This is a genomic window from Pseudonocardia sp. DSM 110487 (genome assembly GCF_019468565.1).
Taxonomy (GTDB): domain Bacteria; phylum Actinomycetota; class Actinomycetes; order Mycobacteriales; family Pseudonocardiaceae; genus Pseudonocardia.
Genome location: NZ_CP080521.1, coordinates 8,272,634 through 8,298,705 on the forward strand (window position 1 = coordinate 8,272,634; position 26,072 = coordinate 8,298,705).

The following is a 26,072-nucleotide window of genomic DNA, read 5'->3' on the forward strand; positions in this document are numbered from 1 at the left end:
CGTCGTCTCTTCCCAGCCCCGGAGGGGCAATGGGCGGCGATTCCGGACATGTACTTCCTCTCGTGTCCCGCACTGATTCTCGGTCGCCGACCCGCGAATGCGGATCACTCTCGACGTGGCGCGCACGACGACGCGCAGAATCACTGCCGACCTCGGGGAAGATCGCGCTGCGCGGAGCAATCCCTCGTCACTCCCGGATCACGGGATGTGCAAATGCTCGCACGAACGGCGTAACAGATGGGTGCAAGCGCATGACCCTTCCGTTACATTGGACTACTCCGGACGGAGTACGCGCCCGTGAGCCCACAGATACCGATTGTTAACTACTGCCGGGCGTAACCCGTGACGGTGCTCCGTCGTTAGTACCGTGGCCGATCCGTGCTGGATAGCCCGCAACATCAATGAGCCCGCGGGCCGGCTGTTCTGCCGGCCCGCGGGCCCACGAAGACTCCATCAGATCATTGTCAGGCGACCGCAGTCTCCCTCGCCATCGCCCGGCGCGCGAGCGCCCGCACGTCGTAATCGGCCGCAACGAGTTCCGCTTCGCTGGGTGTCACGCGCTCCAGCAGCCTGCGGGCAGCCATGTGAGTGCCAGGATCGTTGACGGACTCGACCGCCGTCAGCCGCGCATTCCGCAGGCAGAACACCGAGAAGCGCGATTCGTCGCCCCGCACCACGAATTGATCGACCTCCTCCGCCATCCCCACGAGCTGGAGCCGGAGCGAACCCTGGTTGCTCCAGAACCACGGCACGGCGTAGTACGGCCGTTTCTCACCGAGAATGCGCGCGGCGGCGTAGCGGCCATGATCGGTCGCATTCTGGATGGACTCCAGCCGCCGCCTCGTACCGGTCGACGGATCGCACACCACGGCGCAGTCCCCGATCGCGACGATCCGGGGGTCCGACGTGGCCAGCCACCGGTCCACGAGCACGCCGCCGTCCGTGGCGAGGCCCGCCCGGTGGGCCAGGCCGTCCTCGGCCGTGGCACCCACCCCCAGCACGACGAGGTCCGCCGGCAGCACCCGCCCTGAGGCCGTGCGCACGCCCGTCACGTGCCCGGCGTCGCCGATCAGCTCCGTGGCATGCTCGCCGAACCACAGCCCCACGCCCTCTGCCCGGTGGTGGGCCGCAACGGCCGCCGACACCGGCGGGCACACCGCCCTCCTGAGCAGCCGGTCGCCGAGCTCGACCACCGACACCTCGACGCCGCGCTTGCGCGCCGCACTCGCCACCTCCATCCCGATGAACCCGCCGCCCAGCACGACCACCCGCCTCGCCCCCACCAGCGACGCGCGCAACGCGAGCGCATCGTCGAGGGTGCGCAGCTCCGCCACCCCGCGCAGCGACCGGCCGGGGAGCTCGATCCGGCGGGGCGCGGCGCCCGTGGCGAGCACCAGGTGGTCGTAAGCGACGGGCCGGTCGCCCGCGATGTGGACGAGCTGCGCGGCCCGGTCGATGTCGAGCGCCAGGCCATGGCGCAGGACGATGCGCCGGTCCTCGAAGAACGCCTCGGCGCGGAGGGAGAGGGCGTCCGGGTCACCACCGTCGTGGAGCATCTCCTTCGACAGCGGAGGTCGCTGGTAGGGCAGATGTCGCTCGGCACCGACGACCGTCACGGGACCGTTGTAGCCGCCCGCACGCAGGGACGCCGCGGCCTCCACGCCCGCGTGCCCGGCGCCGATCACTACGACCCCGCGCATCTCAGACCTGCTCCGCCGGGACGCGGACGACCAGGTGGGCGCCTTCATCCGTGGGGACGAGCTGACAGCTCAAGCGGCTGTTCGCCGCGCGCGGAGCGGCCGTCCACTCCAACATCTCGTCCTCGTCGCCCGACGGTGGCGCGAACTGCTCGGTGCTGTGGTCGAGGTAGACGTGGCAGGTCCCGCACGTCGCCGCGCCCCCGCACTCACCGACGATGCCGCTCACCTGGTTACGCAACGCGGCCCGCATCAGGCTCGTCGCGACAGCCACCTCGACGGTGTGCTCCGAACCGTCGTCGTACACGTAGGTGACTTTTGGCACGCTCATCTCCTCGTGGTCGCGGATCGGAGTCGAAAGCCAGACGATGCCAAAAGGGCGTAACCACGACGTCGCACACCGTAAAGTCACTGTAACGAACAACTCTGCGGATTCCTGGGCAGCTGTGAGGCACAATTTCTACCCGGACCGCGGTAACAGCCACGAGTATCCGCGTGAGCCCTTCGTAACAACCATCTCCCTCGGGCACCTAATCGCCAGTGAGCCGGTTGTCACATACTGTTTACCGACGCTCACGCGTCCCGGTCGTTAGGAGCCTCCGCCTGCGGCCCGGCGCCGTCAGTCATGCTGGGGACGTGACGATCGGGGAGACGAGTGCGGCCGGGAACGATCAAGTGCACCTGATCACGGCCGCCGAGCTGGAATCGACCGTACGCGCGATCTTCGCCGCGGCCGGCTGCGCCGAGGACGAGGCGGGGTTGATCGCCCGCGAGCTCGTCGGGGCGAACCTCGCAGGCCACGACAGCCACGGCGTCGTGCGAGTGCCGTTGTACGTCGACTGGATGCGGGAAGGCTGGGTCCGGGCCGGGCAACGGGCCGAGGTCGTCACCGACGGCGGCGCGTTCGTGGTGCTCGACGGGCACAAGGGCTTCGGCCAGACGATCGCGGCGCAAGCCGTTGCACTCGGGGTCGAGCGGGCCGGGGCCAACGGCAGCTGCATCGTTGCGCTACGCAACTCCGGCCACATCGGCCGCGTCGGCGCGTACGCCGAGACCGCGCTCGCCGCGGGCCTGATCTCCATCCATTTCGTGAACGTGGCCAAGTCGCCGCTGGTGGCGCCCTTCGGGGCGGTCGAGCGGCGGTTCTCGACGGCGCCGTTCGCCATCGGGATCCCGCTGCCGGAGCGGCCGGTGGTGCTGGACTTCGCCACGTCGCTCGTCGCCGAGGGGAAGGTGCAGGTGGCCTCGTACGGCGGACGGCCACTCCCCCCGGACGCCCTGATCGGTCCGGAGGGCGTGCAGTCCGCCGACCCGCGCGTCCTCTACGGCGACTACGGGCCCACCGACCTGCGCCACCCCGGCGGGGGCGTGGGCGCCATCCGCGCGTTCGGCGAGCACAAGGGATCAGGCCTCGCGCTGATGTGCGAGCTGCTGGCGGGCGCGTTCACCGCAGGCGGCTGCGCGGGCCCGATCGACGGCCCGCGCAAGGGAATCGCCAACGGGATGCTGTCGATCTACCTCTCCCCTGCCCACTTCGGCACGCAGGCCGAGTTCGAGCGGATCGCGCGCGAGTACCTGGACTGGGTGCTCAGCGCGCGCCCGATCGACCCGGCCGCCCCGGTACTGGCACCCGGCGACCCGGAGACGGTCACCCGCGAGGTCCGTCTGGCCGAAGGAGTCCCCCTGCCGGTGAACACGTGGGCGGCGATCCGCCGCACGGCGGAGGCGCTCGGCGTCACCACCCCCACCTGACGGCCTACTGGTTGCTTCCGGTCCGGACGGTGAACTCGGCCGTGTGGACGACACCCCGGTGCTTGAACTCGAGGAACAACCGGTGTTCACCCGCCCCCGGGACCTCCACGGTGAACGCGATGCCCGCGCTGGTCCGGTACCCCGCCGCCGGCTCCGCGTCGCGCGCGAGCGGCGCCACGCGCAGATAGGCCTGGTCGCTCTGCCGCAGCACGACGAGATGGCCGGGCGCACCGAGGTACGGCTCGAGGTCGGTCACCGGGCGGCGGTCGCGGTCAATTGCCACGAACACCTCGGACCGGCCGCCTGCCACGAGGTCGGCGTCGAGCCGGACGTCGTAGCCCGCGACGTGGGCCGTTCGGGATCGCGGGAACTCGGCAGGTGAGAACCGGCCGGGCGCGAACAGGTCGATGCCGAGCACGAGCGCCGGGCCGCCGGTCGGTACGAAGTCGGCGTACGCGCGGTACACGCCAGCGGCCGGCAACGTGAGCGGTACCCGCCAGACGCCGTCGGGGTCGAACGCGGGCTGCAGGTGCTGGAATCCCCCACCGTCACGGCCGACGACGACCAGGTCGAGCCGCCGTTCGTCCCTCGTGTCGTACGCGGTGACCGGGAGGCCGTCCGGCCCGATCACGACGAACTCGAGCTCGCGTGGCCTGCCGGGCGCGAACGTCGTGTCGCCGCGCGGCACGAACGTGTAGCCGGCAGCGGTGGAGACGACTCCTGCCGCACCCGGGTCGAACGCGACTTCGGAGTTCGGGGCCCCGGCAGGCTCGTCGGTCTCGGCCATCGAGGGCGCCTGCACGCCGGGCACGGACGTTCCCGTCCACCAGGACAGGCCGAAGACCAGCGCCAGCACCGCCACGAAGCCCGACAAGCGCGCCGCCGTGCCCATCCGCGTCCCCTCTCGTCGCGGATACAACGATGGGTTGCGTTCACTCGGGCTGGTGACTACGGTCACCCGCGTCACTGTCGATGCGTATCGACTACCCGACGGAGGGAGGCGCCCGATGGTCACCAGCCGGGACGTCGCCCGGGTCGCGGGGGTGTCGCAGAGCACCGTCTCCTACGTGATGAGCGGCCGCCGGACGATCTCGGCCGAGACCCGCAAGCGCGTGCTCGACGCCATCGAACAGCTCACCTACCAGCCCAACGCCGGTGCCAGGGCCCTCGCCAGCCAGCGCACCCACGTGGTCGGGCTCGTCGTCCGGTTCCGGCCGGGCGCCGACACCACCGGTCTGCTCCCGTTCATCGAGACGATCGCGGGCTGCGCCCGCGCGGCGGACCACGACGTCCTGCTCGTCACGGCCGACGAGGGCTCGGCCGGGCTCACCCGGCTGGCGGGCCGCGCGCTCTGCGACGCGATCGTGATGATGGACATCGAGGCCGACGACGCCCGCATCCCGGTGGCGGCGACACTGCGGGTCCCGGTGATCCTCATCGGCGTCCCGGACGACAGCGCAGGGCTGCACTGCGTGGACGTGGACTTCGCCGAGGCCGGACGGCTCGCAGTCGACGAGCTGGCCGCGGCGGGGCACGACCGGATCGTGGTGATCGGCCATCCCCCCGACGTGGTGGAGCGCGACATCAACTACGTACGCCGGTTCCAGCGCGGAGCCTCGGCGGCCGCCGAGGCGCACGGCGTCGGCATGGAGCTCGTGAGCCCCGTCCCGCTGGACCGCGCGGGGGTCGAGGACGCGGTGCGGGAGGCGCTCGAGCGCGGCGGCGACCGTCCCGGCTTCGTCATCCCGAACTCCCCTGCCGTGCAGCCGGTGCTGCAGGCCGTGCTCGACCGCGGTCTCACCCCTGGCCGGGACATCTCGCTCGTCGGTCTGTGCACCGACGCCGCCGCCGAGGCGACCAGACCCGCCGTCACCAACGTGTCGCTGGAGCCGCGCGACGTCTCCCGGCGCGCGATGGAGATCCTCTTCCGCCTGCTCGACCGCAGCGCGGACGACCCCGCCCAGCTCGTCGAGCTGATCCCGCCCCGGCTCACGCGCCGGAAGACCACATTGCCCGCCCCCTGACGCCGGTCGCGCACCCCGCGGCCACCGCACGCCCGCAATCGATACGTATCAACCGAGAGGACCGGACATGGCTCGACGAGGAGCATCACTACGGACCGCCCTCCCCGCGCTGGTCGCGGCCGCCGCGCTCGGGCTCACCGCCTGCGGGGGCGGAGGCGGCGGAGGCGGCGGTGGTGAGGTCACCTCGCTCCGGGTGCTCGACTACTACAACAACGAGCCCGACCGCAGCGTCTACGCCCGCAAGCTCGACGAGTGCGGCCAGCAGGCAGGCGTGACGATCGAGCGCGAGGTCGTGCCCGGGCCGCAGCTCATCGCGAAGGTGCTGCAGCAGGCGTCCTCGCGGACGCTCCCCGACGTCCTCATGCTCGACAACCCGGACCTGCAGCAGATCGCCGCCACCGGCGCGCTCGCCCCGATCAGCGACTTCGGCCTGTCCGCGGACGGGTTCCAGGAGGGCGTCGTGAGCGCCTCGACCTTCGAGGGGCAGGTCTACGGGCTGCAGCCGGTGACCAACTCGATCGGCCTGTTCTACAACGTCGATCTCCTGAACCAGGCCGGCATCTCGCCGCCCAAGACGTGGGACGAGCTCAAGACCGCGGCGGCGGCGCTCACCCAGGGCGAGCGCTACGGCGTCGCGTTCTCCGCTATCGCCGACTACGAGGGCGCGTGGCAGTTCCTGCCGTTCATGTGGAGCAACGGCGGCGACGAGACCAACATCGCGAGCCCGGAGACCGCCGAGGCGCTGCAGCTGTGGGTCGACCTGGTGAACTCCGGTTCGGCGTCGCGGTCGGTGCTCAACTGGGGCCAGGCCGACGTCAAGGACCAGTTCGGGGCGGGCAACGCGGCGATGATGATCAACGGGCCGTGGCAGTTCCCCGCGCTCGAAGAGTTCGAGGGGCTGAACTACGAGGTCGTGCCGATCCCGGTGCCGCAGGCAGGCGACACCGTGGTCGCACCGCTGGGCGGCGAGACCTGGACGATCCCGCAGACCGGTGACGCAGCCCGCCAGGCCAAGGCCGCCGAGATCGTGACCTGCCTGAACACCGACGACAACCAGATCGCCCTCGCCACCGAGCGCACGACCGTGCCGACCAAGACGGCGCTGCGCGACCGGTTCGTCGCCGAGGTGCCGCGGATGGCGGCCTTCACCGAGATCGTCCAGACCGCACGGGCGCGCACCGGCAAGCTCGGCCCCGAGTGGCCCGCCGCCGCCACCCGCATCTACACGGCGGTGCAGACCGCGATCACGGGTGGTGCGCCGCCGCTCCAGGCCCTGCAGCAGGCGCAGGATGGCTGACGTATCGCGCCGGTCGGGCGCCGCACCTACCCGCCCCGTCGGCTCCGAAGGCTCCGCCGACTTCCATCCACCGGGTGTGGCCGCGCCCGACCGGCCGGTTCCGACGGACGCCGCGCCGGCGCCACCACGGGGACCGGCCGGTGGGTGGTGGTCGCCGCGCGGACGCGAGCGGCTGCTGCAGCTGGGGTTCCTCGTGCCGGCCGTGGCCTACCTGCTGCTCTTCTTCGGCTACCCGGTGGTCCAGAACGCCCTGATGGGGTTCCAGGAGTACACGACCCGCAGCTTCTACACGGGCGAAGCGCCGTTCGTCGGGCTGGACAACTACGTCGCCGTGCTGACGTCCGGCCTCTTCGGCACGGCGCTGCTCAACACGGTGTTGTTCACGGTCGGCTCGATCGCGGGCCAGTTCGTGATCGGGTTGGGGATCGCGCTGTTCTTCCATCGGCGGTTCCCGCTGTCCGGGACGCTGCGCTCGTTGCTGCTGCTGCCGTGGCTGATCCCACTGATCGTGTCCGGCGCCGTGTGGCGGTGGATCCTCGACCAGGACAACGGCGCGCTGAACCGGTTCCTCGGCGCGGTCGGCATCGCCGACAACCCCGGCTGGCTCACCAGCACCTCGCTCGCGCTGATCGCGGTGATCGGCGTGAACATCTGGATCGGGATCCCGTTCAACACCACGATCCTCTACGGCGGGCTGCAGGACATCCCGCAGGATCTCTACGAGGCCGCAGCCCTGGACGGGGCCACCGGCTGGCGCGCGTTCCACAACGTCACGTGGCCGCTGCTGCGACCGGTGGTGAACGTGGTGCTGGTGCTCGGGGTCGTCTACACGATCAAGGTCCTGGACATCATCCTCGGGCTCACCCGCGGCGGACCCGCGAACTCGACGCAGACGATCGCCACGCAGGCGTATCACCTGTCGTTCCAGGAGTTCCAGTTCGGTCAGGGCGCGGCGATGGGCAACGTGCTGATCATCATCTCGCTGGCGTTCGCCCTCCTCTACCTGCGCGCCAACCGGCACGCGATGGACCGGTGAAGCACCCATGACGTTCGTTCGCAAGCACGGCTGGGGCAGCACCGCGATCGGCGTGCTGATCCTCGGGGTGATGCTGTTCCCGCTGTACTGGATGCTCAACGTCTCGTTGCAGCCCGCCAGCTCGGCGGTCGGGACGCCGTGGATCCCGCTCGACCTGTCCTTCGACGGCTACGCGACCGCGTTGCGCGAGCAGGGCCGCAACCTGGTCACCAGCCTGATCGTGGCCCTCGGCAGCGTCGTGTTCAGCCTGCTGGTCGCCACGCCGGCGGCGTACGCGCTGGCGCAGTTCAAGGTGCGTGGCGCGGGCGTGGTGCTGTTCGGGATCCTGATCAGCCAGATGATCCCCGGGATCGTCGTCGCCAACGCGCTCTACCGCGCCTACAGCGACCTCGGGCTGCTCAACTCGATCCCCGGGCTGATCCTCGCGGATTCCACGCACGGCATCCCGTTCGCGATCCTGATCATGCGCGCGTACCTGCTGTCGATCCCGAACGAGGTCATCGAGGCCGCCCGGGTGGACGGCGCGGGCCAGATCCGCGCGTTCGTCTCGATCGTCGTGCCGATGAGCCGCAACGCGCTGGTCACCGCGGCGCTCTTCACGTTCCTGTTCACGTGGAGCGACTTCCTCTTCGCGCTCACGCTGACCACCACCGAAGAGGTGCGGCCGGTGACGCTGGGCATCTACCAGTACATCGGCACGTACATCAACGACTGGAGCTCGGTGATGGCCACCGCCGTGCTCGCCTCCATCCCGGCCGTCGTGCTGCTGCTGGTGGCCCAGCGCTTCGTCGCCGCAGGCGTCGCCAGCGGTGCCGTGAAATAAAGCAGCGAAATGACCGAAAGGACGCAATCTGTGACTCCCGTCCGCGTGACCGTCTGGGGCGAGAACCGCCACGAGAAGATCGAGGAGCACGTTCGCAAGATCTACCCGGACGGCATGCACGAGACGATCGCCGACGGCATCCGCGAGAACCTCGGCGACGGCAGCGTCGTGCGGACCGTCACCCTCGACGACCCGGAGCACGGCCTCACCGAGGAGGCCCTGCAGGACACCGACGTGCTCGTCTGGTGGGGCCACGCTGCGCACGGCGAGGTGGCCGACGAGGTCGTCGAGCGCGTGCACCACCACGTGTTGGCCGGCATGGGGCTCGTGGTGCTGCACTCCGGGCACTGGTCGAAGATCTTCATGAAGCTCATGGGCACCAGCTGCACCCTGCGCTGGCGCAGCGAGCACGACCGCGAGCTGATCTGGACCGTCGACCCCACCCACCCGATCGCCGAGGGGGTCCCGCATCCCCTCGAGATCGAGGAGGACGAGATGTACGGGGAGTTCTTCGACATCCCGGCCCCCGACGAGCTCATCTTCATCAGCACGTTCTCCGGCGGGGAGGCGTTCCGCAGCGGCTGCACATTCCGCCGCGGCTACGGCAAGATCTTCTACTTCCGCCCAGGCGACCAGGACTACCCGACCTACCACCACAAGGACGTCCGGCGCGTGATCGCCAACGGCGTCAAGTGGGCGCGGACCGACAGGCCCGAGCGCGCCGAGCCGGTGCTGCTGCGCTACGAGACCGGCGAGTTCTTCCAGGGCGCCGGCTACACGGGGCCGATCGGATGACCCTCGCCGATCCGCTGCGTGTCGTACTGGTCGGCGCCGGCCTCATGGGGCGGGCGTGGCGCGACATCATCGAGGCCGCCCCTGACGTCGAACTGGCCGGGATCGCCGACATCGACCCCGCCACGGCCGAGGTCACCGCGGCCGCGCTGGGCCGTCCGGTGGCCACCGGCACCGACGGCGTGGCGCTGGCCGCGGCAACCGGCGCCCGGGCCATCGTGAACGCGACCGTGCCGGAGGCCCACCACCCGGTGACGACCGCGGCACTGTTCGCCGGGCTCGACGTGCTGGGTGAGAAGCCGGTCGCCCCCACCGTGGCCGAGGCGCTCTCGCTGGCCGCGGCGACGGAGGTGACCGGCCGGCTGTTCATGGTGAGCCAGTCGCGGCGGTGGAACCCTCAGCTGTTCGCGCTGCGCGCCATGGCGGAGGACCTCGGCACGCCGGGCTCGCTCACCACGGAGTTCTTCCGGGAGGCCCACTTCCCGGGGTTCCGGGAGGAGATGGCCCACCCGCTACTGGTGGACATGGCGATCCACCCGTTCGACTCGGCCCGGTTCGTGCTCGGCGCAGAGCCGGTCGCGGCGTACTGCGAGTCGCACAACCCGCCGTGGAGCTGGTTCGCGGGCGACGCGGCGGCCACCGCGGTGTTCGAGATGACCGGCGGTGTCCGCTACACCTACACCGGTAGCTGGGTCAGCCCCGGCATGCAGACGTCCTGGAACGGCGTGTGGCGCCTGTCCGGGGAGAAGGGTTCCGCGCACTGGGACGGCGACCGCGACCCGGTGCTCGAGGGCGACGTCGACCCGGCACCTCGCCCCGCCTCGCCGTACTCCGGAATCGAGGGCGCGCTGCTCGTCTTCACCGACGCCCTGCGCACCGGCCTGCCCCCGATGGGCGAGGTGCACGAGAACGTGCTGAGCCTCGCCATGGTGGAGGCGGCGGTCCGGTCGGCGGACACCGGGCAGCGCGTGCTCATCGACGACGTGCTGGCCGAGGCCCACGCGGAGGCCATGCGGGCGGAGACGCACCCCGACGTCCGGGACGCGCTGGCGAGCTGGCCGTCGGTGCGCGCGGTCCTCACCGCCGGCCGCTGACCACGGTGGCCGAGTAGGGCCGGCGCCCCAACGCCGGCCCGTATCGAGACCACGAACCCGGAGGCAGATCGCGGCTGTGATCTCGATGCGCGCCGGGCGGCTCTAACCTGGACGCGTGCGGCTCTTCGTGGCCATCCGGCCGCCCGCCCACGTCGTCGACGTGCTCGGCGCCCTGCCGCGGGAGCCCACCCGCGGTGTTACCTGGTCGGTACCCGAGCAGTGGATCGTGAAGCTGCGGGCGCTCGGGCACGTACCAGACCACGTCGTGGATCCCCTGGTCAGAGAGCTGGCCGACGAGCTGGACGGCGTGCCGCCCGCGCAGTGCACCCTCGGCCCCGCCACGCGCAGGCTGGGTGGCCAGTGGCTCGGCGCCCCGGTCTCCGGGCTGGAGGACCTCGCCGCGCTCGTGTTCGACGCGACGGTCGGGCTGGTCCCGGTGACCCACCCCCAGCCGTTCCAGGCCGACGTCGTGCTCGCACGCGGCCGGGTGCCGGCCACTCTCGCGGGCGAGCCGGTCGCCGCGGAGTGGACCGCCCGCGAGGTCGCGCTGGTGGCCGACCGCTCCTCTCCCCGCCGCCCGCTGCTCGAGGACGTCGCGTCCTTTCCGCTGACGGAGTAGCCCACGCCGGCATGATGACCAGTTTTCCCAAACGGCCCCGCGCGTGAGGGTCCGGCGCTTACCGTCCCACCCATGGACGGACGCGAGTGGCTCGCCGGCTACCAGGATCGCCTCCAGGACGTCCGGGCACGGACGGCCCGGGCCGAGCGGGCGCTGGCCGCCGTTGCGGGCACGGCAACGAGCCGGGACGGCGCGGTCGTCGTCACGGTTGACCAGTCGGGTGCCTTGCGGCACCTGGAGCTCACCGAGCACGCCGAGGTCCTCTCCCGCAAGGAGCTCGCCGCCGCCGTGCTCGACACGGCGCGGCAGGCGCGGCGGGAGGCGGCATCGCAGGCCGAGGCGGCGCTGGTGCCCGTCTTCGGGGAGCGCAGCGCGGCCATGGAGATGTTCCGGGCCCACCTCGCCGTGCCGGAGCGGTGATGGACGGCTTCCGGGTCGACGACGGGGTCCTGTCCGAGCATGCGCGGGAGGTCGACGCGCTCACCGCCCGGCTGCGCAACGCCGCGGGCGCAGGGACCCCGCTGGGACTCGGCGCGTACGGGGTGATCGGGCAGGTCTTCGCGGTGTCGGCGGTCGACGCCGCAGCCACCGCGTCCCAGTCGGTCGCCGAGCTCGCCGATGGTGGTCAGGCGTTCGGCGACGGCGTGCGGGCGGCCGTCCGCGACTACCAGGAGGCCGAGCGGCGCGTCGCGGCACCGTTCGGTGGCGGGCGATGAGTGAGCAGCCGGGCGTCAAACAGCTCGTGGTGCAGCCCGAGAACGAGGACGCTCAGCCGCTGGACAGCTTCGAGGGCGGCGGGGTCGTGTCGAGCTGGGCGGACCTGAACGCCGCCCTCTCCGCCGACGACGTCGACCCGCTCCAGGTCACCTACACGGCCGTGGGCGCAGGTCTCGACACGCTCGGCACGATCGTCGATCCGCTCGACTCCCTGCTCTCGGCCGGCGTCGGTTGGCTCATCGAGCACGTGTGGTTCCTGCACGAGCCACTCGACGCACTCGCGGGCGACCCCACTCAGATCACCGCGCAGGCCCAGACCTGGCACAACGTCGGCGGTGAGCTCGGCTCGATCGCGCAGGACCACCGGGCGGCCGCCGCGGCGCTCAGCGCGTGGGAGGGCATGGCGGGCAACGGCTACCGCGGAGCCGTCGACCGGTTCGGCGGCGCGCTCGAGCAGGCGGGGCGCGACGCCGTCCAGCTCGCCGACCTCATCCTCACCACCGGTGCCCAGGTCGGCACCGTGCGAGCCGTGATCCGCGACCAGATCGCGGAGTGGGTGAGCGACGCGATCCAGACCGCTGTCGTCGCGGGCATCGCGGCGCTGGTCACGGCGGGCGGCGCGCTGGGCGCGGGCGCACTGCGGCTGATCTGGGCCGCGATCGACCTCGCCGAGGACATCGCGCGGACGATCCGGAATCTGCTCGACGCGATGACGCTCGCCGGCGGGATGGCCGCGCAGATCAGTGGCGCGATCCAGCAGACCGCCGCCACGGTCAAGGCCGCGATGCCGACCATGAGGGAGATCGACACAGCGGCCGACGAGTACGAGGCCGGGGCCGTGGTCGAGACCGGGAAGCAGTTCACCGCGGCCGAGCAGGGTCAGCGGGGGTGGGGAGTGGCCCCGGCGTGACCTCCGGCGCGGTCCGACGGCAGGATTGCGCCATGGCACAGGTGACGGCGCGGACCGAGCGCACGATCGACGCCCCCGCGGAGCGGGTGCGCGCTGCGCTCGCCGACTACGAGAAGGTGCGGCCGGCGATCCTCACCGACCACTACCGGGACTACCGCGTGGAGGCGGGCGGGCAGGGCGAAGGGACTCGCGCGCACTGGCTCCTGCAGGCCACGAGCAAGCGGGTGCGCGACCAGCTGGTGGAGGTCACCACCCCGGGTGACGACCGGATCGTCGAGAAGGACGCGAACTCGAGCATGGTCACCACCTGGACCGTCACGGCCGCGGGGCCCGACCGGACCGTCGTCGCGGTGGAGAGCAGCTGGAAGGGCGCGGGCGGCATCGGCGGCTTCTTCGAGCGCACCTTCGCCCCGAAGGGTCTGCAGCGGATCCACGACGGCGTGCTGGAGAACCTCGAGAACACGCTGCGCGGCTGAGGGGGCCATCATCAGCGCACCGATCGAGAACGGGATCGTCGCGGTCGCAGGGGAGGCGCTCGTCGACATGGTCCCGGCGCCCGTCGGCGACTACTTCGAGGCCGCGCCGGGAGGGAGCCCCGCGAACGTGGCCGTCGCGCTGGCCCGGCTGGGCGTGCCGGCTCGGCTGCTCGCCCGGATCGCCGACGACATGCTCGGCCGCCGGGTCCGCGAGCACCTCGCCGTCAACGGCGTGCAGCTCGACCACGCCGTCGCCGCGACCGAGCAGACGTCGCTCGCGATGGTCGCGGTCGGTCCCGACGGCGGAGCGAGCTACGACTTCCGCGTCACCGGCACCGCCGACTGGCAGTGGACGGCCGCCGAGCTCGACGGCGCCCTCGACGGGCCCGTCGTCGCGCTGCACTCCGGGTCGCTCGCGCTCACCATGCCGCCGGGTGCGGCCGCGCTGCGCGAACTGATGTCGCGTGCGGCGGCGTCGGTGACGATCAGCTACGACCCCAACTGCCGCCCCCTGCTCATGGGCGACCCGACCGAAGTGCTGGCCGGGGTGCACGAGCTGCTGGCCGTCGCCGACGTCGTGAAGGTCAGCGCGGAGGACCTCGAGTGGGTCCTGCCCGGCTCCCGCCCCGAGCAGGTGCTGGAGGACTGGCTCACGCTGGGCCCAGCCGTCGTCGCCGTCACGCTCGGCGGGGAGGGCGTGCTCGCCGGCACGGCGTCCGGCGTCCGGAGCCGCAGGCCGCCGGTGCCGGTCACCGTGATCGACACGGTCGGCGCGGGCGACACGTTCTCCGCCGCCCTGCTCGCCGGGCTGCACCGGCGCGGGCTGCTCGGCGCCGCGGCCCGGCCCGCGCTGCGCGCCGTCGACGCCGAGACCCTCGACGCCCTGCTCGACGAGGCCGCGCTCGCCGCCGCGATCACGTGCAGCCGGCGGGGCGCCGACCCACCGACGGCCGACGACCTGCTGTCCCGCCGCTCGACGTGATTTAGCAGGCCGCCGTGGGGTCGCCGATCAGGTCCTTGTAGGTGCCCACGGCGTTGCCACCGACGTTGCCGTGCATCACGTTGCCGCAGATCGTGCCGTGCGGCCCGAACTCCATGACCTTGATGCCGCCGCGGGCGTTGCCGATGATCACGTTGTGGTGGACGTCGTTGCCCACGGCGTCGCCCGGAAGATCACCGCCGATGCGGATGCCGGCCGCCGCGTTGTGGTGGATGACGTTGAACCGGAACGTGTTGGACGGTCCGCGCGATTCCATCGCGCCGGAGTTGCCGTTGCGGGGTCCTTGGCCGGTGCAGAGGTTGTGGGCGACGTCGTTGTCGCGCGCGGCCTCCTTGATGTCGACGCACTCACCGGCCCGGGTGTCGATCACGTTGTCCCGCACCTCGTTGCGGTCGCTGGCATCCGGCTCAGGGGTGGGGTTGCGGTCGAGTTGCTCGGGTGCCGTACCGATGTAGACGCCCTCGCCGTTCTGGCCCGTCCCGGTGTTCGGCACGGCGAAGTCCCATACGCCGCACGGTCCGATCGTGTTGCCGGTGACGCGACTGCCGGTGGTGAAGTACTTCATGCGGAGGCACTCGCCACCGAGGTTCTCCAGGCGCATCCCGTCGATCTCGATACCGGTGAGGCCGCGGTGCGCGACCGTGCTCTGGACCCAGATCGCCCGGCCCCGGAAGCAGTCCTTCACGGGCGCGTCGCAGACCTTGCCGTCGATCGTGAACCCGCGCAGCGTGGTGTCGTCGTGCTGGATCTCGAACACCCGCATCGAGGAACCAGCGCCGCGGAGCACGGCGTTGCGCGGGCCGGTCACGGTGACGCCGAGTCGCACGGTGACGACGTGCTCGTCGTACGTTCCGGGGCGCAGCACCACGGTCTCGCCCTGCCGGGCGGACGCGAGCGCCCTGGTGATCGTGCGAAAGGGGGCGGTGACCGAGCCCGTGCCGGTGCCGTCGTCACCGAGCGCCGGATCCACCTGGTGGATCGCCGGTACCTGGGCCACGGCGGGTGTGGGCCCCGCTCCGGTGAGGACGGCGACGACCGCGATCACCCCGATCTTGATCATCACCGGAGGCGGCGCGGGGCGCGTTCGGGGTAGTCGTCCGGCTGGCCGGTGGCCGGGTCACCGGGGGCGAGGGAGAACTCGGCTGGCTCGCTCTCCGGAAGCGCCCACTGCATGGCCCAGTCCATGTGCATCGCGGCCGGGCCGCCCGCGGGAGGGAAGTAGTCCAGCTGCATCGTCATGTTCATCGGCCGCGGCGGGAACTTCGCGGTGTCGGCGTTCGAGTACCACTCCTCGCCGTTCACGTAGGCGGTGATCTTTTCCGGCGTCCATTCGAGGGCGTAGGCCGACCACCGCGTCGAGTCGTGCCGCACGGACCCGTGGTCCTGGTCGTTGTCCCGGCCGTAGTGCAGGAAGAAGTCGGTCTCCCGCCGGTCGTCGGACGTGATCTCCATCCAGTCGATCTCCCCGCCCACCGGGAAGTCCTCGGCCACCGGCCAGAGCAGCAGCAACGCGTTCAGGCCACCGGACGCGGCCTCGGAGCGCACGCACGCCTCCCAGCGCCCGTACCGCTGCCCGGGATGCCAGCTCATGGCACCGGTCGTGCCGTCCCGTGTCGCGGAGATCGTGGCGACGCCGTCGGCGACCGTGATCGCCTCCGGCGTGCGGATCCCCTCCTTGCTGTGCCCGGGCTCGGGGCCGTACGGGTGCCAGTCGCCCGGCAGGCCGTCGGCGAAGTCGGAGCGGCGGGTCGGCTCACCCCAGCCGTATCGCTGCGCGGCGGTCGCGGCACATTCCGACGGGTCGGCCTGCGTCGGCGCGGCCTGGCCGGCCGCCAGCAGGGCACACACCATCGCCGGCACCAAAATGGACATCTGCACCATTGACACCTCCAGCCCCATTGGAACCGGGTGGAGGGCGCCGCGCGAGATCAGCCACGCGTACGGGTGAGGAGCCTTTCCAAGGGCCAAGTGTTGAGGACGCGGTCAGCCGGCACCTCGCACTCGGCCGCGCGTTCGCAGCCGTTGCGCAGCCAGTCGAGCTGGCCGGGCGCGTGGGCGTCGGTGTCGATCGTGAACTGGCAGCCCGCCGCGAGGGCTTTGCGGAGCAGCGGCCTCGGCGGATCGAGGCGCTCGGGGCGGGAGTTCACCTCGACCGCGACGCCGTACTCGGCACATGCGTCGAACACCGCGCCCGCATCGAACTGAGAACCCGGCCGCTTGCGGTTGCCGGCGACCATCCGGCCGGTGCAGTGCCCGAGCACGTCGACGTGCGGGTTCGCAATCGCGGTGAGCATCCGCTCGGTCATCTCGACCGCGGGCATCTTCAGCTTGGAATGCACCGACGCGACCACGACGTCCAGCTGGGCGAGCAGCTCTTCGTCCTGGTCGAGCGAGCCGTCCTCGTTGATGTCGACCTCGATGCCGGTGAGCACCCGGAAGCCCGTGAGCTCGGCGTTGAGCTCCGCGATGTCCTCCAGCTGCGCCCGCAGCCGGTCCGCGGACAGGCCGTTGGCGACGGTCAGCCGCGGCGAGTGGTCGGTGATCACCAGGTAGTCGTGGCCGAGCGCCTGCGCGGTCTCGACCATCTCGCGCAGCGGCGAGCCGCCGTCGGAGGCGTCGGTGTGGCTGTGGCAGTCCCCGCGGATCGCCTCCAGCAGGGCCTCGGCGGCCGTGTCGAGCGGCGTCGGCTCGATCGCCTCGAGTTTCAGCAGGTACGACGGCGGTTCACCGCGCACCGACTCCGCCACGCACTTCGCGGTGACCTCCCCGACGCCCTTGAGCCGCACCAGCTCGCCGGTGCGCACGAGCCGCGCGATCTCGTCCGCGTCACGCCTGCGCAGCACGGCCGCCGCGGTGCGGAACGCCCTGACCCGGTAGGTCGACTCGTGCGCACGCTCCAGAAGGAAGGCGATGCGCCGCAGGTCCGCCACGGCATTCCGGGTCTCGGTCACGTCAGCGATCGTCGCACGGCCCGAGGCGTGCGCTCACAACGCGACTCACCCGCACTCAGACCGCGACTCGCGCACGGGGTGGAGCCCCGCCCATCAGGTTCTCATTCGCTCGAGGTGGTCAGCCGAACCCACGAGCCGTGGTCGGCGAGCCGTAACGTGGACGAGTAGCCCGCCTGCTCGAAGGCCTCCGCGATGTCCTTTTCGGTCTCCGAGAAATGGGCCCAACCGTCATAGTGCGCGGGCACCACGATCGGCGTGTTCAAGATCGCTGCGGCCGCCGCGGCGCGTACGGCATCCAGGGTGAGCGGACGCCCACCGAACTTCTCCGCTACGCGGGCCGCACCGGCGAAGAGCACTGCTGCATCGATGCGCGGGAATCTGCGCGCCACCTCGGCGACGACCCGGATCGAAGCGTTGTCGCCGCTGACGTAGACCGTGGGAACGTCGGGGCCGGAGACGAGGAATCCGGTGACCTCGCAGTTGATGTTGCCGTTCCCGTCGCGGGGCGCGTCTTCCGGGCCGTGGACCGCGGGTACGGCCGTGATCGCGACGTCCCTGCCGTCGCCGACGCGCATCGTGTGCGACGTCCACGGGCGCAATCCGATGGCCCGTGGACCCAGCTCGGCCGCGGCGGACGGGCACGTGAGCACCAACGGTGCGGCGACGGCGAACGCCCGGCCGCGGTCGTCGAGGTTGTCGGGGTGGGCGGCGTGGCTGACCAGCACCACGTCGACCGGTCCGAGCGCCTCTTCCTGGACGGCGGGCCCGGCAGTCTTGGTGAGGTAGCCGTGGGGACCCGGGGCGTCGAAGGTCGGGTCGACAACCATGCGAAGGCCGCCGAGATCGAGCACCGTTGTCGGCCCGCCCAGCACCGTCGCTGCACATTCCTGTCGTGTCAGCATTGCGTCATTGTTGCGGGGTCAGCTCAGCCAGCGGCGGTTGCGGGGGCGCCATGCACGGGCCCAGAGGTCCGGGAGCTCCTCCTCGATCCGGGCGGCGCGGGCGGCGTCCAGGCCGTGCAGGACCCCGAACGCGAAGCCGTTCTCGCCCTTTCCGCTCGCCTCGGCGGCGAGCTCGCGGAGGGCCTCCCGGGCAACCACGGTGTCCTGGTGCTCGCCGAGGGCGTCCTGGAACCCCTTGAGCTCCTTGGCGAACCGCTTCGCGTCCTTCCCGACGGCCGGCCGGGCGACCTCGGTGGCGTACCGCAGCCGCTTGCCTGCCTTCCGCGCGTCGTGCACGGCGAGGTCCCGATCCTCGGCCTCGGCATTCTGGTCGACCGCCACCTCGACAGCCCTGGACAGCCGCCCCGCCGCCCGCGCGACGTGCGCCGGGAGCTCCTTGTCGGCGGGCCGGGCCGCGCGCTTCGTGAGCGGCGGATCCTGCAGCAGGTCGTCGAGATCGCGGCGCAGGCGCGCGTACGCGTCACCGTCGAGGGCGCTGAGCACCGCCGCCGTCGCCTCCCCCTCCACGCGCGCGTAATGCCGGGTGACCTGCGCCTGCACCGGTCCGAGCAGCAGCTCCGGCTCCAGCCCGAGCAGGCCGTCGCGGATCCGGGCGTGCAGCACCTCGGCGTCGCGGGCCGGGGCGAGCGCGCGGGCCAGCTCACGCAGGGCGTCGACGAGGGGGTCGGTGCGCTCGCGGTCCAGCAGCCGCCGGTACGACTGCAGCGCGCTGCGCAGCCGCCGCGTCGCCACTCGCAGCTGGTGCACGGAGTCGTGCTCGCCCCGCCGGGCGCGCAGGTCCTCGGCGGCGAGCCGGTCGACGTGCGTGGCCAGGTAGTCGAGGAGCGCGGCGCCCGCCGTTCCGGCCTTGGCGCGTTTCCCTCCCGACCGGCGCCGCGGTGGCGCCACGGGGCGCAGCAGGCGGTCGAGCTCGGCATCGGCGGACGTCGCGGCGGGCCGCAGCCCGGCCTCGCCGAGCCGCCGTTCGAGCTCGGCGGCCAGCCCGTCGTCGGACGTGTCGTGCGTCCGCACCTCGGTCCACGCGCCGCCCTCGGTGGACGATCCGAGAGTGGCGACCGTGACGTGGTCGCGGAACACGGTGCCGAGCAGGCGATCGTCGCCACCCAGCAGGCGCGTGCCGGTACGCACCCGGCGGACCTGTCCCGCGGGGCGCAGCTCACCGTCGCGCACGACACCGCGCACCAGCTCGGCAAGCTCACCCGGAACCTCCGGCACCGGCGGCGCGTCGGGAGCGAGCGGGACGCGCAGCTCCTCGCCGCTGTCGTCGTCCGGGAGGTCGAGCCGCCAGTACGACTGCTCGCCCTCGTTCCGGTGCACGGCCAGCGTGATCCCGGCGGCGGCGAGGCGGTGGTCCGCGGTGTCGAAACGCTCGATCTCGAGCACGTGCTGCGGAACGGCGTCCTCGCGGTGGACTCCGGGGAGCGCGTCGAGCCGGGGACTGCCGGCCTCGGGGGCACCGCGGAAGATCTGGCTCTCGGTGCGGGTCGTCGTGTCCGTCATCCGATCAGGGTGCACTATCGTCCGCGCTCGTTCACTCCTGCGGAAGGCGGGACTTCTGCACCTTCCCCATGTCGTTGCGGGGGAGCGCCTCGGTGAACCGCACCTCGCGCGGCCGCTTGTGCGGCGCCAGCAGCGCGGCGACGTGGTCGATCAGCTCCCGCTCCCGCGGCGGGGCACCGGACGGTACGACGTGCGCGACGATCCGCTCCCCGAGGTCGGCGTCGGGCACCCCGACGACCGCCGCCTCGGCCACGCCGGGGTGCTCGAGCAGCGCGTTCTCGATCTCGCCGGCGCCGATCTTGTAGCCGCCGGACTTGATCAGGTCGGTTGCGCTGCGTCCGACGATCGCGAGCGCGCCGCTCTCGGTCCAGCGGCCGATGTCGCCCGTGGCGAACCAACCGTCCGCGGTGTGTGCGGCGGCGGTGGCGTCCGGGCGGTTGAGGTAGCCGGTGAAGAGGCTCGGCCCGCGCACCTCGACCGCGCCCAGCCCGTCTGCCTGCTCGCCGGGGCCGGCGAGCGGCGCGAGCCGGATCTCGGTGCCCCGCAGCGGCGGGCCGACGGTGCCGACCTCGGGCTCGTCGGCGGCGCGCGCGGCCGTGAGGATAAGCGTCTCGGTGAGGCCGTAGCGCTCCCGCACGGCGAGTCCGGTGGCGCGGTGCAGGCGGGCGTGGTCGACGGCGGTGAGCGCGGCCGAGCCGGACACGAGCAGCCGCGCGCGCCCGATCTCCTTCGCCGACTCCGGGTCGGACTCGAGCTGCCCGGCGAGCCGGTGGTACTGGGTCGGCACCCCGAACACCATCGACGCGCCGGCCGCGGCCAGCGCCTGCCCGTCGAGTGCGCCGACGTGGTGCAGGCTCCCGCCCCGGCGCAGCGGGCCGAGCACGCCGAGCACCAGCCCGTGCACGTGGAACAGCGGCAGGGCGTGGGCGAGCAGGTCGTCGGCCGTCCAGTCCCACGCCTCGGCGAGTGCGTCGAGGTCGTACGCGACGGCACTGCGCGGGAGCACCGCGCCCTTCGGCGGGCCGGTGGTGCCGGATGTGTAGATCACGAGCGCCGGCACGTCCGGCGGCGGCACATGCGTCGGCACCGGTCCGACCGCGGTGAGGTCGACGTCGAGCCGCTGCAGTGCCCCGAGCGGACCGGGCAGCGCCGCACCGGGCGCGGCCAGTACGAGGTCGGGTGCGCAGTCGCCGACGACGTGCCCGAGCTCCCGCTCCCCCAGCTTCGGGTTCACCGGCACCACCGCGACGCCCGCGAGCAACGCCGCCGTGACCCCGACCGCCGTGTGGATCGTCGGCGTGGCGTGTACGGCGACCCGCTGCCGCCCCGCGAGCGCACCGGCGAGCGCCCCCGCGGCGCCGGCGAGCTGACGATAGGTCAGCGCGTCGTCGCCGAACCGCAGCGCGGGCCGGTCGTCGGGATCGAGGAGAGCCGGGAACAGCGGAGTCATCCCACCACCTTGCCGGGGTTGAGGATCGCATGGGGATCCAGTGCCTGCTTCACCGCGCGCTGCAGCGCGAGGACCTCGGGGCCGAGCTCGGTGCGCATGCCCGCCAGCTTGAGCAGCCCGACACCGTGCTCGCCGGTGACGGTGCCACCGAGGGCGAGCGCAGCGTCGACGATGTCGTCGAACGCCGCCTGCGCCCTGCGCTTCGCGGCGTCGTCGCCGTGCGGGGTGATCAGCAGCGGGTGCAGGTTGCCGTCTCCGGCGTGCGCGATGTTGGCGATCAGCACGTCGTGCCGCGCCGCGATCTCCTCGACGCGGACGAGCATCTCGGCGAGCCGCCCGCGCGGGAGGCAGACGTCCTCCGTGAGCATCGCGTCGCCCCGCTGCTCCAGCGCCGGGTAGGCCAGCCGGCGCGCGTCGAACAGCGCCTCGGCCTCGACCGGATCGGTGGAGAACATCGCGTCCCGCGCGCCCGCCGCCACGAACTCGGCGTGGAACGCCGCGGCCTCCTGCTCGGCAGCCGGCTCGGGGAGGTCGGTCTGGGCGAGGAGCAGCGCTGCCGCGTCCTCGGGCAGGCCCGCGTGCTTCCAGGCATTGACGGCGTGCAGGCACAGGCGGTCGATCAGCTCGAACGCCGAGGGCTGCAGCCCGCGCGCGGTGACCCGCGAGACCGCGTCGCCCGCCGCCGCGAGCGTGTCGAAGAAGCCGACCACGGTGCGCGGCGAGCCCGTGCGCAGCGGCCGCAGGCGCACGGTGATCTCGGTGATCACCCCGAGGGTGCCCTCCGAGCCGACCATGAGCCCGGCCAGGTCGTAACCGGCCACGCCCTTCGCGGTGCGCCTGCCGACCCGCACCACCTCACCCGCGGCCGTCACGACCTCGAGCGCGAGCACGTAGTCGCGCGTGACGCCGTACTTGACGCAGCACAGCCCACCGGCGTTGGTGGCGACGTTACCGCCGATCGTCGACCACGGTGAGCTCGCCGGGTCCGGCGGGTACCACAGCCCGTGCCGCGCCACGGCTGCCCGCAGGTCGTCGTTGACCACTCCCGGCTGCACGACGGCGAGCCGCTCTGCCTCGTCGATCTCGACGATCTCGCGCATCCGCTCGGTGGACAGCACGACGCACCCGTCCACCGCGTTCGCCCCGCCGGACAGGCCGGTGCCCGCGCCGCGCGGCACCAGCGGGCGCTTGTGCCGGGCGCACGCCGCGACGACCGTGGCGACCTCGGCCGTGCTCCTCGGGCGGACCACCGCGGCGGCCCGCCCGTACTCGGCCCACTCCGCCTCGTCGTGCAGGAAGGGCGCCACGACGTCCGGGTCGACGAGCACGCGGTCGGCCGGGAGCGCGGCGAGCAGGTCGGCGAGGAGTAGATCATCGGGAACGGGCACAGCAGGACGCTAACCCGCGAGGCGACCGCACCGCACCTGGTCGTGAGCGGATACGCGCGCCAGGGCACGCGTATCCGCTCACGAGGGCCGGAGGCGCTCCACGAGTGCGCGGCCGAGCAGGTGGCCGGAGCGCCATGCCGTCTCCACACGGGGGCTGCCCCAGCCGTCGCCGGCCAGTCCGATGCCGTCGGCTGTGAGGTGGAACGGCTCGTCGCGGGTGCCGTCCGGCGACGCGTACGGCCAGTGGTGCGCCAGCGTCCACATCGGCGGGGTGTGGACGCCGAGCAGCTCACGCAGCGCGTCGAGCACCAGCCCGATCGCGCCGTCCGGATCGGCCTCGTGGGCGCGGGCGACGTCGGCGGTCGTGTGCGCCACCAGGACGGGGGCGCGGTCGCCGCGCCGATCGCCGTCATCGGCGATCATGGTGAGCACCGGGTGGTCGTTGACGAACGCGGCGGGCAGGTCCGCCCACTCCCGAGCGGGCCACCCGGCGGCGACCGCGATCGCGGGCCGCCACTCGCGGCCGGCCGCCCGGGCGGCCGCGGGATGATCGGGTCCGAGCAGCCGCAGCGCCTGCGGGTCGGGCATCGCGAGCACGACGGCGTCGGCGGGCTCGCCGTCGACGACCGGGCCCGGACCAACCCTGCGGACCTCGTGCCCGAGCTCGACGGTGAGCCCGGTGGCCAGCTCGGCGACGAGCCCGCCCAGCCCGCCGGGCGCCGCCCACCGCTGCGGTCCTGGCGCGCGATCACGGGTGCCGGAGCGGAGCACGGCGAGCTCGGTCGTCCACGGCCGCGCGAGCCCCGCGGCCTCCCACCGCCGCACCACCTGTTCGAAGTCCGGGTCCCGCACCGTGAAGTAGGCCGCGCCGAGATCGACGGGGCGCCCCGCGACGACGTGCCCACCCATCCGCCCGCCGACCTCGCCCGCCTGTTCCAGCAGTCGCACCGGCACGCCCGCCGCGGTGAGCTCGACGGCGCAGGCGGTCCCGGCGATGCCCGCGCCCACGACGACGACACCCATCAGACCGCGGCGCCGACGCGGGCGAGCCGGTCCTCCCACCAGCGAACCCGCTCGGGCGATGCGGCGACCGCGGCGCGGCGCGACGGCTCCGGCGCGCGCCGTGGCACCGGGAGCCAGCCGTCACGCGGCCGGATCGGGTCGTCGACGACGTCCGCGGTGAGCAGCGCGCCCGTGCCGAGACCGCACGCCATGTCCAGCCGCGGCAGCGCCCCGGCCAGCGCGAGCTCGGCGGCCATGCCGACGCTCGTCTCCAGCGCGGACGACACCACGCACGGCAGCCCGCACGCCTCCGCCACCGCGAGGGCCTTGCGCACACCGCCGAGCGGGGCGACCTTGAGCACCGCGACGTCCGCCGCCCCGGCCACGGCGACGCGCAGCGGGTCCTCGGCGCGGCGGATCGACTCGTCCGCGGCGATCGGCACGTCGACCTTGCGGCGGACCGCCGCCAGCTCGTCGACGGTGCGGCAGGGCTGCTCGACGTACTGCAGGCCGCCGGCGGCGCGATCCAGCGCCGCGATCGCGGCGACCGCCTCATCGACGGTCCACGCGGCGTTGGCGTCAACGCGGACCGCGCCTGCGAGGCCGAGCGCGTCCCGGACCGCGGCCACCCGCTCCAGGTCAGCAGGCAGCGAGCCGGGCCCGTCGGCCACCTTGACCTTGGCGGTGGCGCACCCCGATGCCCGCACGATCTCCTGCGCCCGCTCCGGCCCGACGGCGGGCACGATGCAGTTCACCGGGACGCGGTCGCGCACCGGCTCGGGCCAGCCCTCCTCGGCGGCCTCCATGGCGGCGGCGAGCCACGGCACCGACTCGCGATCGTCGTAGTCGGCGAACGGGCAGAACTCCCCCCACCCCGACGGGCCGTCGATCAGCACGCCCTCGCGAACGGTGATCCCCCGGAAACGCGTGGTCAGCGGGATGGAGTAGACGTCGAGCACCGCCCGACCCTACGTGCGCCCGGCCCGACTCACCCGCACCCAGACCGCGACTCGCGCGCATCCAGACCGCGACTCGCGGACGAGGCGGAGCCCATCCCCGCGAGTCGCGGTCTGGGTGTACGCGAGTCGCGGTCTGAGTACGCCGGCTACGCCAGCAGCTCGTGGTCGGACGGGCGAACCTTGCGGGTGCGGCGGCGGAAGTCGAAGGTGTAGCCCGGCCAGAGGGTGCGGTTGCGGCCGTCGTCGTCGAGGTACCAGCTGGCGCAGCCGCCCGCGGTCCACACCGATCCGTCGAGCCGGCGCTGCAGCGCTGCGTTGTAGGCATCCTGGCGGTCGCGGCGGGTGTCGAGGGCGACCGCGCCGTGCTCGTCGAGCACGCGCAGCGCGTCCAGCACGTAGTTGAGCTGCGACTCGATCATGAAGACCATCGAGCTGTGCCCGAGCCCGGTGTTCGGTCCGGTGAGCACGAACAGGTTCGGGAACCCGGCGATCGTCGTGCCGAGGAATCCCTCGACGACGCCCTTGTCGGCGAGCCGCACGCCGTCGCGGCCGGTGATCGGCACTGAATGCCCGACGCCCGCGGCCACCGCGAACCCGGTGCCGAAGATGATCGTGTCGACCTCGTGCTCGACACCGTCGGCCGTCATAACGGCGTTCGGCGTGATCCGCACGATCTTCTCGGTGACCACGTCCACGTTGGGCCGCTTCAGCGCCGGGTAGTAGTCGTTCGACATCAGGATGCGCTTGCAGCCGATCGTGAAGTCCGGGGTGACCTCGGCCTCGAGGTCGGGCCGGTCGGCGAACACGCGGTGCAGGTAGGCGCGCGCGAACCGCTCGACGACGGCCATGCGCCGCGGCTTGAGGAACCCGCTGACGAGCGCCTCGTTCCGGGCGTAGATCAGCGCGCGCTGCAGCTTCTGCACTCCCGGCACGGCGCGGTAGAGCCTGCGCAGCGCGGCGGGAACGGGGCGGTCCGGCTTCGGCAGCACCCACGGCGCCGTGCGCTGGAACAGCGCGAGCGACGCCACCTTCGGCTGGATCGTCGGGACGAACTGGATCGCGCTCGCCCCCGTCCCGATCACCGCGACCCGACGGCCGGTCAGGTCGTGGTCGTGGCGCCACTGTGCGGAGTGGAACACGGCGCCGGTGAACTCGTCGAGGCCCGGGATGTCGGGCACCGACGGCTCGTGCAACGCGCCGGTGCCCCACACGAGGGCGCGCGCGTGCACCCGAGAACCATCGGCGAGCTCCAGCTCCCAGCCCTTGCCCGCCCAGCGCGCCGCCGTGACCTCCGCGCCGAAGCGGATCCGGTCGCGCAGGCCGTACCGATCGGCCACTCGCTCCAGGTAGGCGCGGATCTCCGGTTGCCGGGCGAACGTGCGCGTCCACTCCGGGTTGGGCGCGAAGGAGAACGAGTACAGGTGCGACTGCACGTCACAGGCGCAGCCCGGGTAGGTGTTGTCGCGCCACGTGCCGCCGAGCGTGTCGCCCTTCTCCAGTACCAGGAAGTCCTCGCGACCCGCCCCACGTAGCCGCACCGCGGCGCCGAGACCGGCGAACCCGCTTCCCACGATCGCGACGTCCACGTGCGTCCCGGTCTCGTGCATCGGCTCCTCCTCGATG

Annotated in this window: 26 protein-coding genes; 13 read left to right on the top strand and 13 right to left on the bottom strand. The window is 72.6% G+C overall.

The window, feature by feature from the left end:
* Positions 1-464 precede the first annotated feature (464 nt).
* Entirely contained in the window at positions 465-1,700 is a 1,236-nt protein-coding gene (locus K1T35_RS38750; protein ID WP_220256667.1) for an NAD(P)/FAD-dependent oxidoreductase, read from the bottom strand.
* A gap of 1 nt (position 1,701) precedes the next feature.
* Positions 1,702-2,022 carry a 2Fe-2S iron-sulfur cluster-binding protein gene (locus K1T35_RS38755; protein WP_220256668.1) on the bottom strand — a complete coding sequence of 107 codons (321 nt, stop codon included), beginning with the start codon at positions 2,020-2,022 and terminating at the stop codon, positions 1,702-1,704.
* Between the two features lie 311 nt (positions 2,023-2,333).
* Between K1T35_RS38755 and K1T35_RS38760 the strand changes: the two genes are divergently transcribed.
* Positions 2,334-3,449: a malate/lactate/ureidoglycolate dehydrogenase gene (locus K1T35_RS38760; RefSeq protein WP_255621201.1), complete on the top strand. Its 1,116-nt coding sequence runs from the start codon at positions 2,334-2,336 to the stop codon at positions 3,447-3,449.
* Between the two features lie 4 nt (positions 3,450-3,453).
* Here the strand turns inward: K1T35_RS38760 and K1T35_RS38765 are convergent, their stop codons facing one another.
* Complete coding sequence (locus tag K1T35_RS38765) at positions 3,454-4,341, bottom strand: hypothetical protein (protein ID WP_220256669.1); 888 nt, start codon at positions 4,339-4,341, stop codon at positions 3,454-3,456.
* Between the two features lie 115 nt (positions 4,342-4,456).
* On the opposite strand from K1T35_RS38765, the gene K1T35_RS38770 reads away from it, so the two are divergent.
* The 12 genes from K1T35_RS38770 to K1T35_RS38825 all read left to right on the top strand — a co-directional run bounded on the left by K1T35_RS38770 (position 4,457) and on the right by K1T35_RS38825 (position 14,219).
* Positions 4,457-5,473: a LacI family DNA-binding transcriptional regulator gene (locus tag K1T35_RS38770; protein ID WP_220256670.1), complete on the top strand. Its 1,017-nt coding sequence runs from the start codon at positions 4,457-4,459 to the stop codon at positions 5,471-5,473.
* A gap of 67 nt (positions 5,474-5,540) precedes the next feature.
* Positions 5,541-6,770 (top strand): extracellular solute-binding protein, encoded by a 1,230-nt coding sequence (locus K1T35_RS38775; RefSeq protein ID WP_220256671.1) that lies wholly within the window; start codon positions 5,541-5,543, stop codon positions 6,768-6,770.
* A complete protein-coding gene (locus K1T35_RS38780; protein ID WP_220256672.1) occupies positions 6,763-7,806 on the top strand; it encodes a carbohydrate ABC transporter permease in 1,044 nt (347 codons plus the stop codon). Before K1T35_RS38775 ends, K1T35_RS38780 begins: the two co-directional genes overlap by 8 nt.
* A 7-nt stretch (positions 7,807-7,813) precedes the next feature.
* A complete protein-coding gene (locus K1T35_RS38785) occupies positions 7,814-8,629 on the top strand; it encodes a carbohydrate ABC transporter permease (RefSeq protein WP_220256673.1) in 816 nt (271 codons plus the stop codon).
* Positions 8,630-8,659: 30 nt separating this feature from the next.
* On the top strand, positions 8,660-9,424 hold the full coding sequence (locus K1T35_RS38790; protein WP_220256674.1) for a ThuA domain-containing protein: 765 nt from the start codon (positions 8,660-8,662) through the stop codon (positions 9,422-9,424).
* Positions 9,421-10,515 (top strand): Gfo/Idh/MocA family protein, encoded by a 1,095-nt coding sequence (locus tag K1T35_RS38795; protein ID WP_220256675.1) that lies wholly within the window; start codon positions 9,421-9,423, stop codon positions 10,513-10,515. Before K1T35_RS38790 ends, K1T35_RS38795 begins: the two co-directional genes overlap by 4 nt.
* A 115-nt stretch (positions 10,516-10,630) precedes the next feature.
* Positions 10,631-11,134 carry a 2'-5' RNA ligase family protein gene (locus tag K1T35_RS38800; protein ID WP_220256676.1) on the top strand — a complete coding sequence of 168 codons (504 nt, stop codon included), beginning with the start codon at positions 10,631-10,633 and terminating at the stop codon, positions 11,132-11,134.
* 72 nt (positions 11,135-11,206) lie between these two features.
* Entirely contained in the window at positions 11,207-11,554 is a 348-nt protein-coding gene (locus K1T35_RS38805; RefSeq protein ID WP_220256677.1) for a YbaB/EbfC family nucleoid-associated protein, read from the top strand.
* The gene (locus K1T35_RS38810) at positions 11,554-11,850 is read left to right on the top strand and encodes a hypothetical protein (protein ID WP_220256678.1); all 297 of its coding nucleotides are present in this window, start codon (positions 11,554-11,556) and stop codon (positions 11,848-11,850) included. Before K1T35_RS38805 ends, K1T35_RS38810 begins: the two co-directional genes overlap by 1 nt.
* Positions 11,847-12,761: a hypothetical protein gene (locus K1T35_RS38815; protein ID WP_220256679.1), complete on the top strand. Its 915-nt coding sequence runs from the start codon at positions 11,847-11,849 to the stop codon at positions 12,759-12,761. Before K1T35_RS38810 ends, K1T35_RS38815 begins: the two co-directional genes overlap by 4 nt.
* A 32-nt stretch (positions 12,762-12,793) precedes the next feature.
* Positions 12,794-13,237 (top strand): SRPBCC family protein, encoded by a 444-nt coding sequence (locus K1T35_RS38820; protein WP_220256680.1) that lies wholly within the window; start codon positions 12,794-12,796, stop codon positions 13,235-13,237.
* A 34-nt stretch (positions 13,238-13,271) separates the two neighbouring features.
* Positions 13,272-14,219 (top strand): carbohydrate kinase, encoded by a 948-nt coding sequence (locus K1T35_RS38825; protein WP_220263124.1) that lies wholly within the window; start codon positions 13,272-13,274, stop codon positions 14,217-14,219.
* A 1-nt stretch (position 14,220) separates the two neighbouring features.
* On the opposite strand, the gene K1T35_RS38830 is transcribed toward K1T35_RS38825, so the two are convergent.
* From K1T35_RS38830 to K1T35_RS38875, 10 genes are all read right to left on the bottom strand, one after another.
* Positions 14,221-15,297, bottom strand: a complete 1,077-nt coding sequence (locus K1T35_RS38830) for a right-handed parallel beta-helix repeat-containing protein (RefSeq protein ID WP_220256681.1) — start codon at positions 15,295-15,297, stop codon at positions 14,221-14,223.
* Positions 15,297-16,109 (bottom strand): glycoside hydrolase family 16 protein, encoded by an 813-nt coding sequence (locus tag K1T35_RS38835; protein ID WP_220256682.1) that lies wholly within the window; start codon positions 16,107-16,109, stop codon positions 15,297-15,299. Before K1T35_RS38835 ends, K1T35_RS38830 begins: the two co-directional genes overlap by 1 nt.
* A 56-nt stretch (positions 16,110-16,165) precedes the next feature.
* The gene (locus K1T35_RS38840) at positions 16,166-17,188 is read right to left on the bottom strand and encodes a PHP domain-containing protein (RefSeq protein WP_220256683.1); all 1,023 of its coding nucleotides are present in this window, start codon (positions 17,186-17,188) and stop codon (positions 16,166-16,168) included.
* A gap of 101 nt (positions 17,189-17,289) precedes the next feature.
* Positions 17,290-18,090, bottom strand: a complete 801-nt coding sequence (locus K1T35_RS38845) for an MBL fold metallo-hydrolase (protein WP_220256684.1) — start codon at positions 18,088-18,090, stop codon at positions 17,290-17,292.
* Between the two features lie 18 nt (positions 18,091-18,108).
* On the bottom strand, positions 18,109-19,650 hold the full coding sequence (locus tag K1T35_RS38850; protein WP_220256685.1) for a CHAD domain-containing protein: 1,542 nt from the start codon (positions 19,648-19,650) through the stop codon (positions 18,109-18,111).
* A gap of 31 nt (positions 19,651-19,681) precedes the next feature.
* Positions 19,682-21,100 (bottom strand): AMP-binding protein, encoded by a 1,419-nt coding sequence (locus tag K1T35_RS38855; RefSeq protein WP_220256686.1) that lies wholly within the window; start codon positions 21,098-21,100, stop codon positions 19,682-19,684.
* Positions 21,097-22,488 carry an FAD-binding oxidoreductase gene (locus K1T35_RS38860; protein WP_220256687.1) on the bottom strand — a complete coding sequence of 464 codons (1,392 nt, stop codon included), beginning with the start codon at positions 22,486-22,488 and terminating at the stop codon, positions 21,097-21,099. The genes K1T35_RS38855 and K1T35_RS38860 overlap by 4 nt, the downstream gene beginning before the upstream one ends.
* Before the next feature lie 78 nt (positions 22,489-22,566).
* Positions 22,567-23,511, bottom strand: coding sequence for an NAD(P)/FAD-dependent oxidoreductase (locus K1T35_RS38865; protein WP_220256688.1), 945 nt, complete (start codon positions 23,509-23,511; stop codon positions 22,567-22,569).
* Entirely contained in the window at positions 23,511-24,449 is a 939-nt protein-coding gene (locus K1T35_RS38870; protein ID WP_220256689.1) for an o-succinylbenzoate synthase, read from the bottom strand. Before K1T35_RS38870 ends, K1T35_RS38865 begins: the two co-directional genes overlap by 1 nt.
* A gap of 146 nt (positions 24,450-24,595) precedes the next feature.
* A complete protein-coding gene (locus tag K1T35_RS38875; RefSeq protein WP_220256690.1) occupies positions 24,596-26,056 on the bottom strand; it encodes an NAD(P)/FAD-dependent oxidoreductase in 1,461 nt (486 codons plus the stop codon).
* Positions 26,057-26,072 lie beyond the last annotated feature (16 nt).

Coding starts and splice junctions, on each gene's coding strand:
- K1T35_RS38850 (WP_220256685.1), bottom strand. CDS start 19,650: ATGACGGACACGACGACCCGCACCGAGAGCCAGATCTTCCGCGGTGCC.
- K1T35_RS38770 (WP_220256670.1), top strand. CDS start 4,457: ATGGTCACCAGCCGGGACGTCGCCCGGGTCGCGGGGGTGTCGCAGAGC.
- K1T35_RS38795 (WP_220256675.1), top strand. CDS start 9,421: ATGACCCTCGCCGATCCGCTGCGTGTCGTACTGGTCGGCGCCGGCCTC.
- K1T35_RS38815 (WP_220256679.1), top strand. CDS start 11,847: ATGAGTGAGCAGCCGGGCGTCAAACAGCTCGTGGTGCAGCCCGAGAAC.
- K1T35_RS38845 (WP_220256684.1), bottom strand. CDS start 18,090: ATGCTGACACGACAGGAATGTGCAGCGACGGTGCTGGGCGGGCCGACA.
- K1T35_RS38810 (WP_220256678.1), top strand. CDS start 11,554: ATGGACGGCTTCCGGGTCGACGACGGGGTCCTGTCCGAGCATGCGCGG.
- K1T35_RS38830 (WP_220256681.1), bottom strand. CDS start 15,297: ATGATCAAGATCGGGGTGATCGCGGTCGTCGCCGTCCTCACCGGAGCG.
- K1T35_RS38780 (WP_220256672.1), top strand. CDS start 6,763: ATGGCTGACGTATCGCGCCGGTCGGGCGCCGCACCTACCCGCCCCGTC.
- K1T35_RS38865 (WP_220256688.1), bottom strand. CDS start 23,511: ATGGGTGTCGTCGTCGTGGGCGCGGGCATCGCCGGGACCGCCTGCGCC.
- K1T35_RS38835 (WP_220256682.1), bottom strand. CDS start 16,109: ATGTCCATTTTGGTGCCGGCGATGGTGTGTGCCCTGCTGGCGGCCGGC.
- K1T35_RS38750 (WP_220256667.1), bottom strand. CDS start 1,700: ATGCGCGGGGTCGTAGTGATCGGCGCCGGGCACGCGGGCGTGGAGGCC.
- K1T35_RS38785 (WP_220256673.1), top strand. CDS start 7,814: ATGACGTTCGTTCGCAAGCACGGCTGGGGCAGCACCGCGATCGGCGTG.
- K1T35_RS38775 (WP_220256671.1), top strand. CDS start 5,541: ATGGCTCGACGAGGAGCATCACTACGGACCGCCCTCCCCGCGCTGGTC.
- K1T35_RS38765 (WP_220256669.1), bottom strand. CDS start 4,341: ATGGGCACGGCGGCGCGCTTGTCGGGCTTCGTGGCGGTGCTGGCGCTG.
- K1T35_RS38820 (WP_220256680.1), top strand. CDS start 12,794: ATGGCACAGGTGACGGCGCGGACCGAGCGCACGATCGACGCCCCCGCG.
- K1T35_RS38805 (WP_220256677.1), top strand. CDS start 11,207: ATGGACGGACGCGAGTGGCTCGCCGGCTACCAGGATCGCCTCCAGGAC.
- K1T35_RS38875 (WP_220256690.1), bottom strand. CDS start 26,056: ATGCACGAGACCGGGACGCACGTGGACGTCGCGATCGTGGGAAGCGGG.
- K1T35_RS38855 (WP_220256686.1), bottom strand. CDS start 21,100: ATGACTCCGCTGTTCCCGGCTCTCCTCGATCCCGACGACCGGCCCGCG.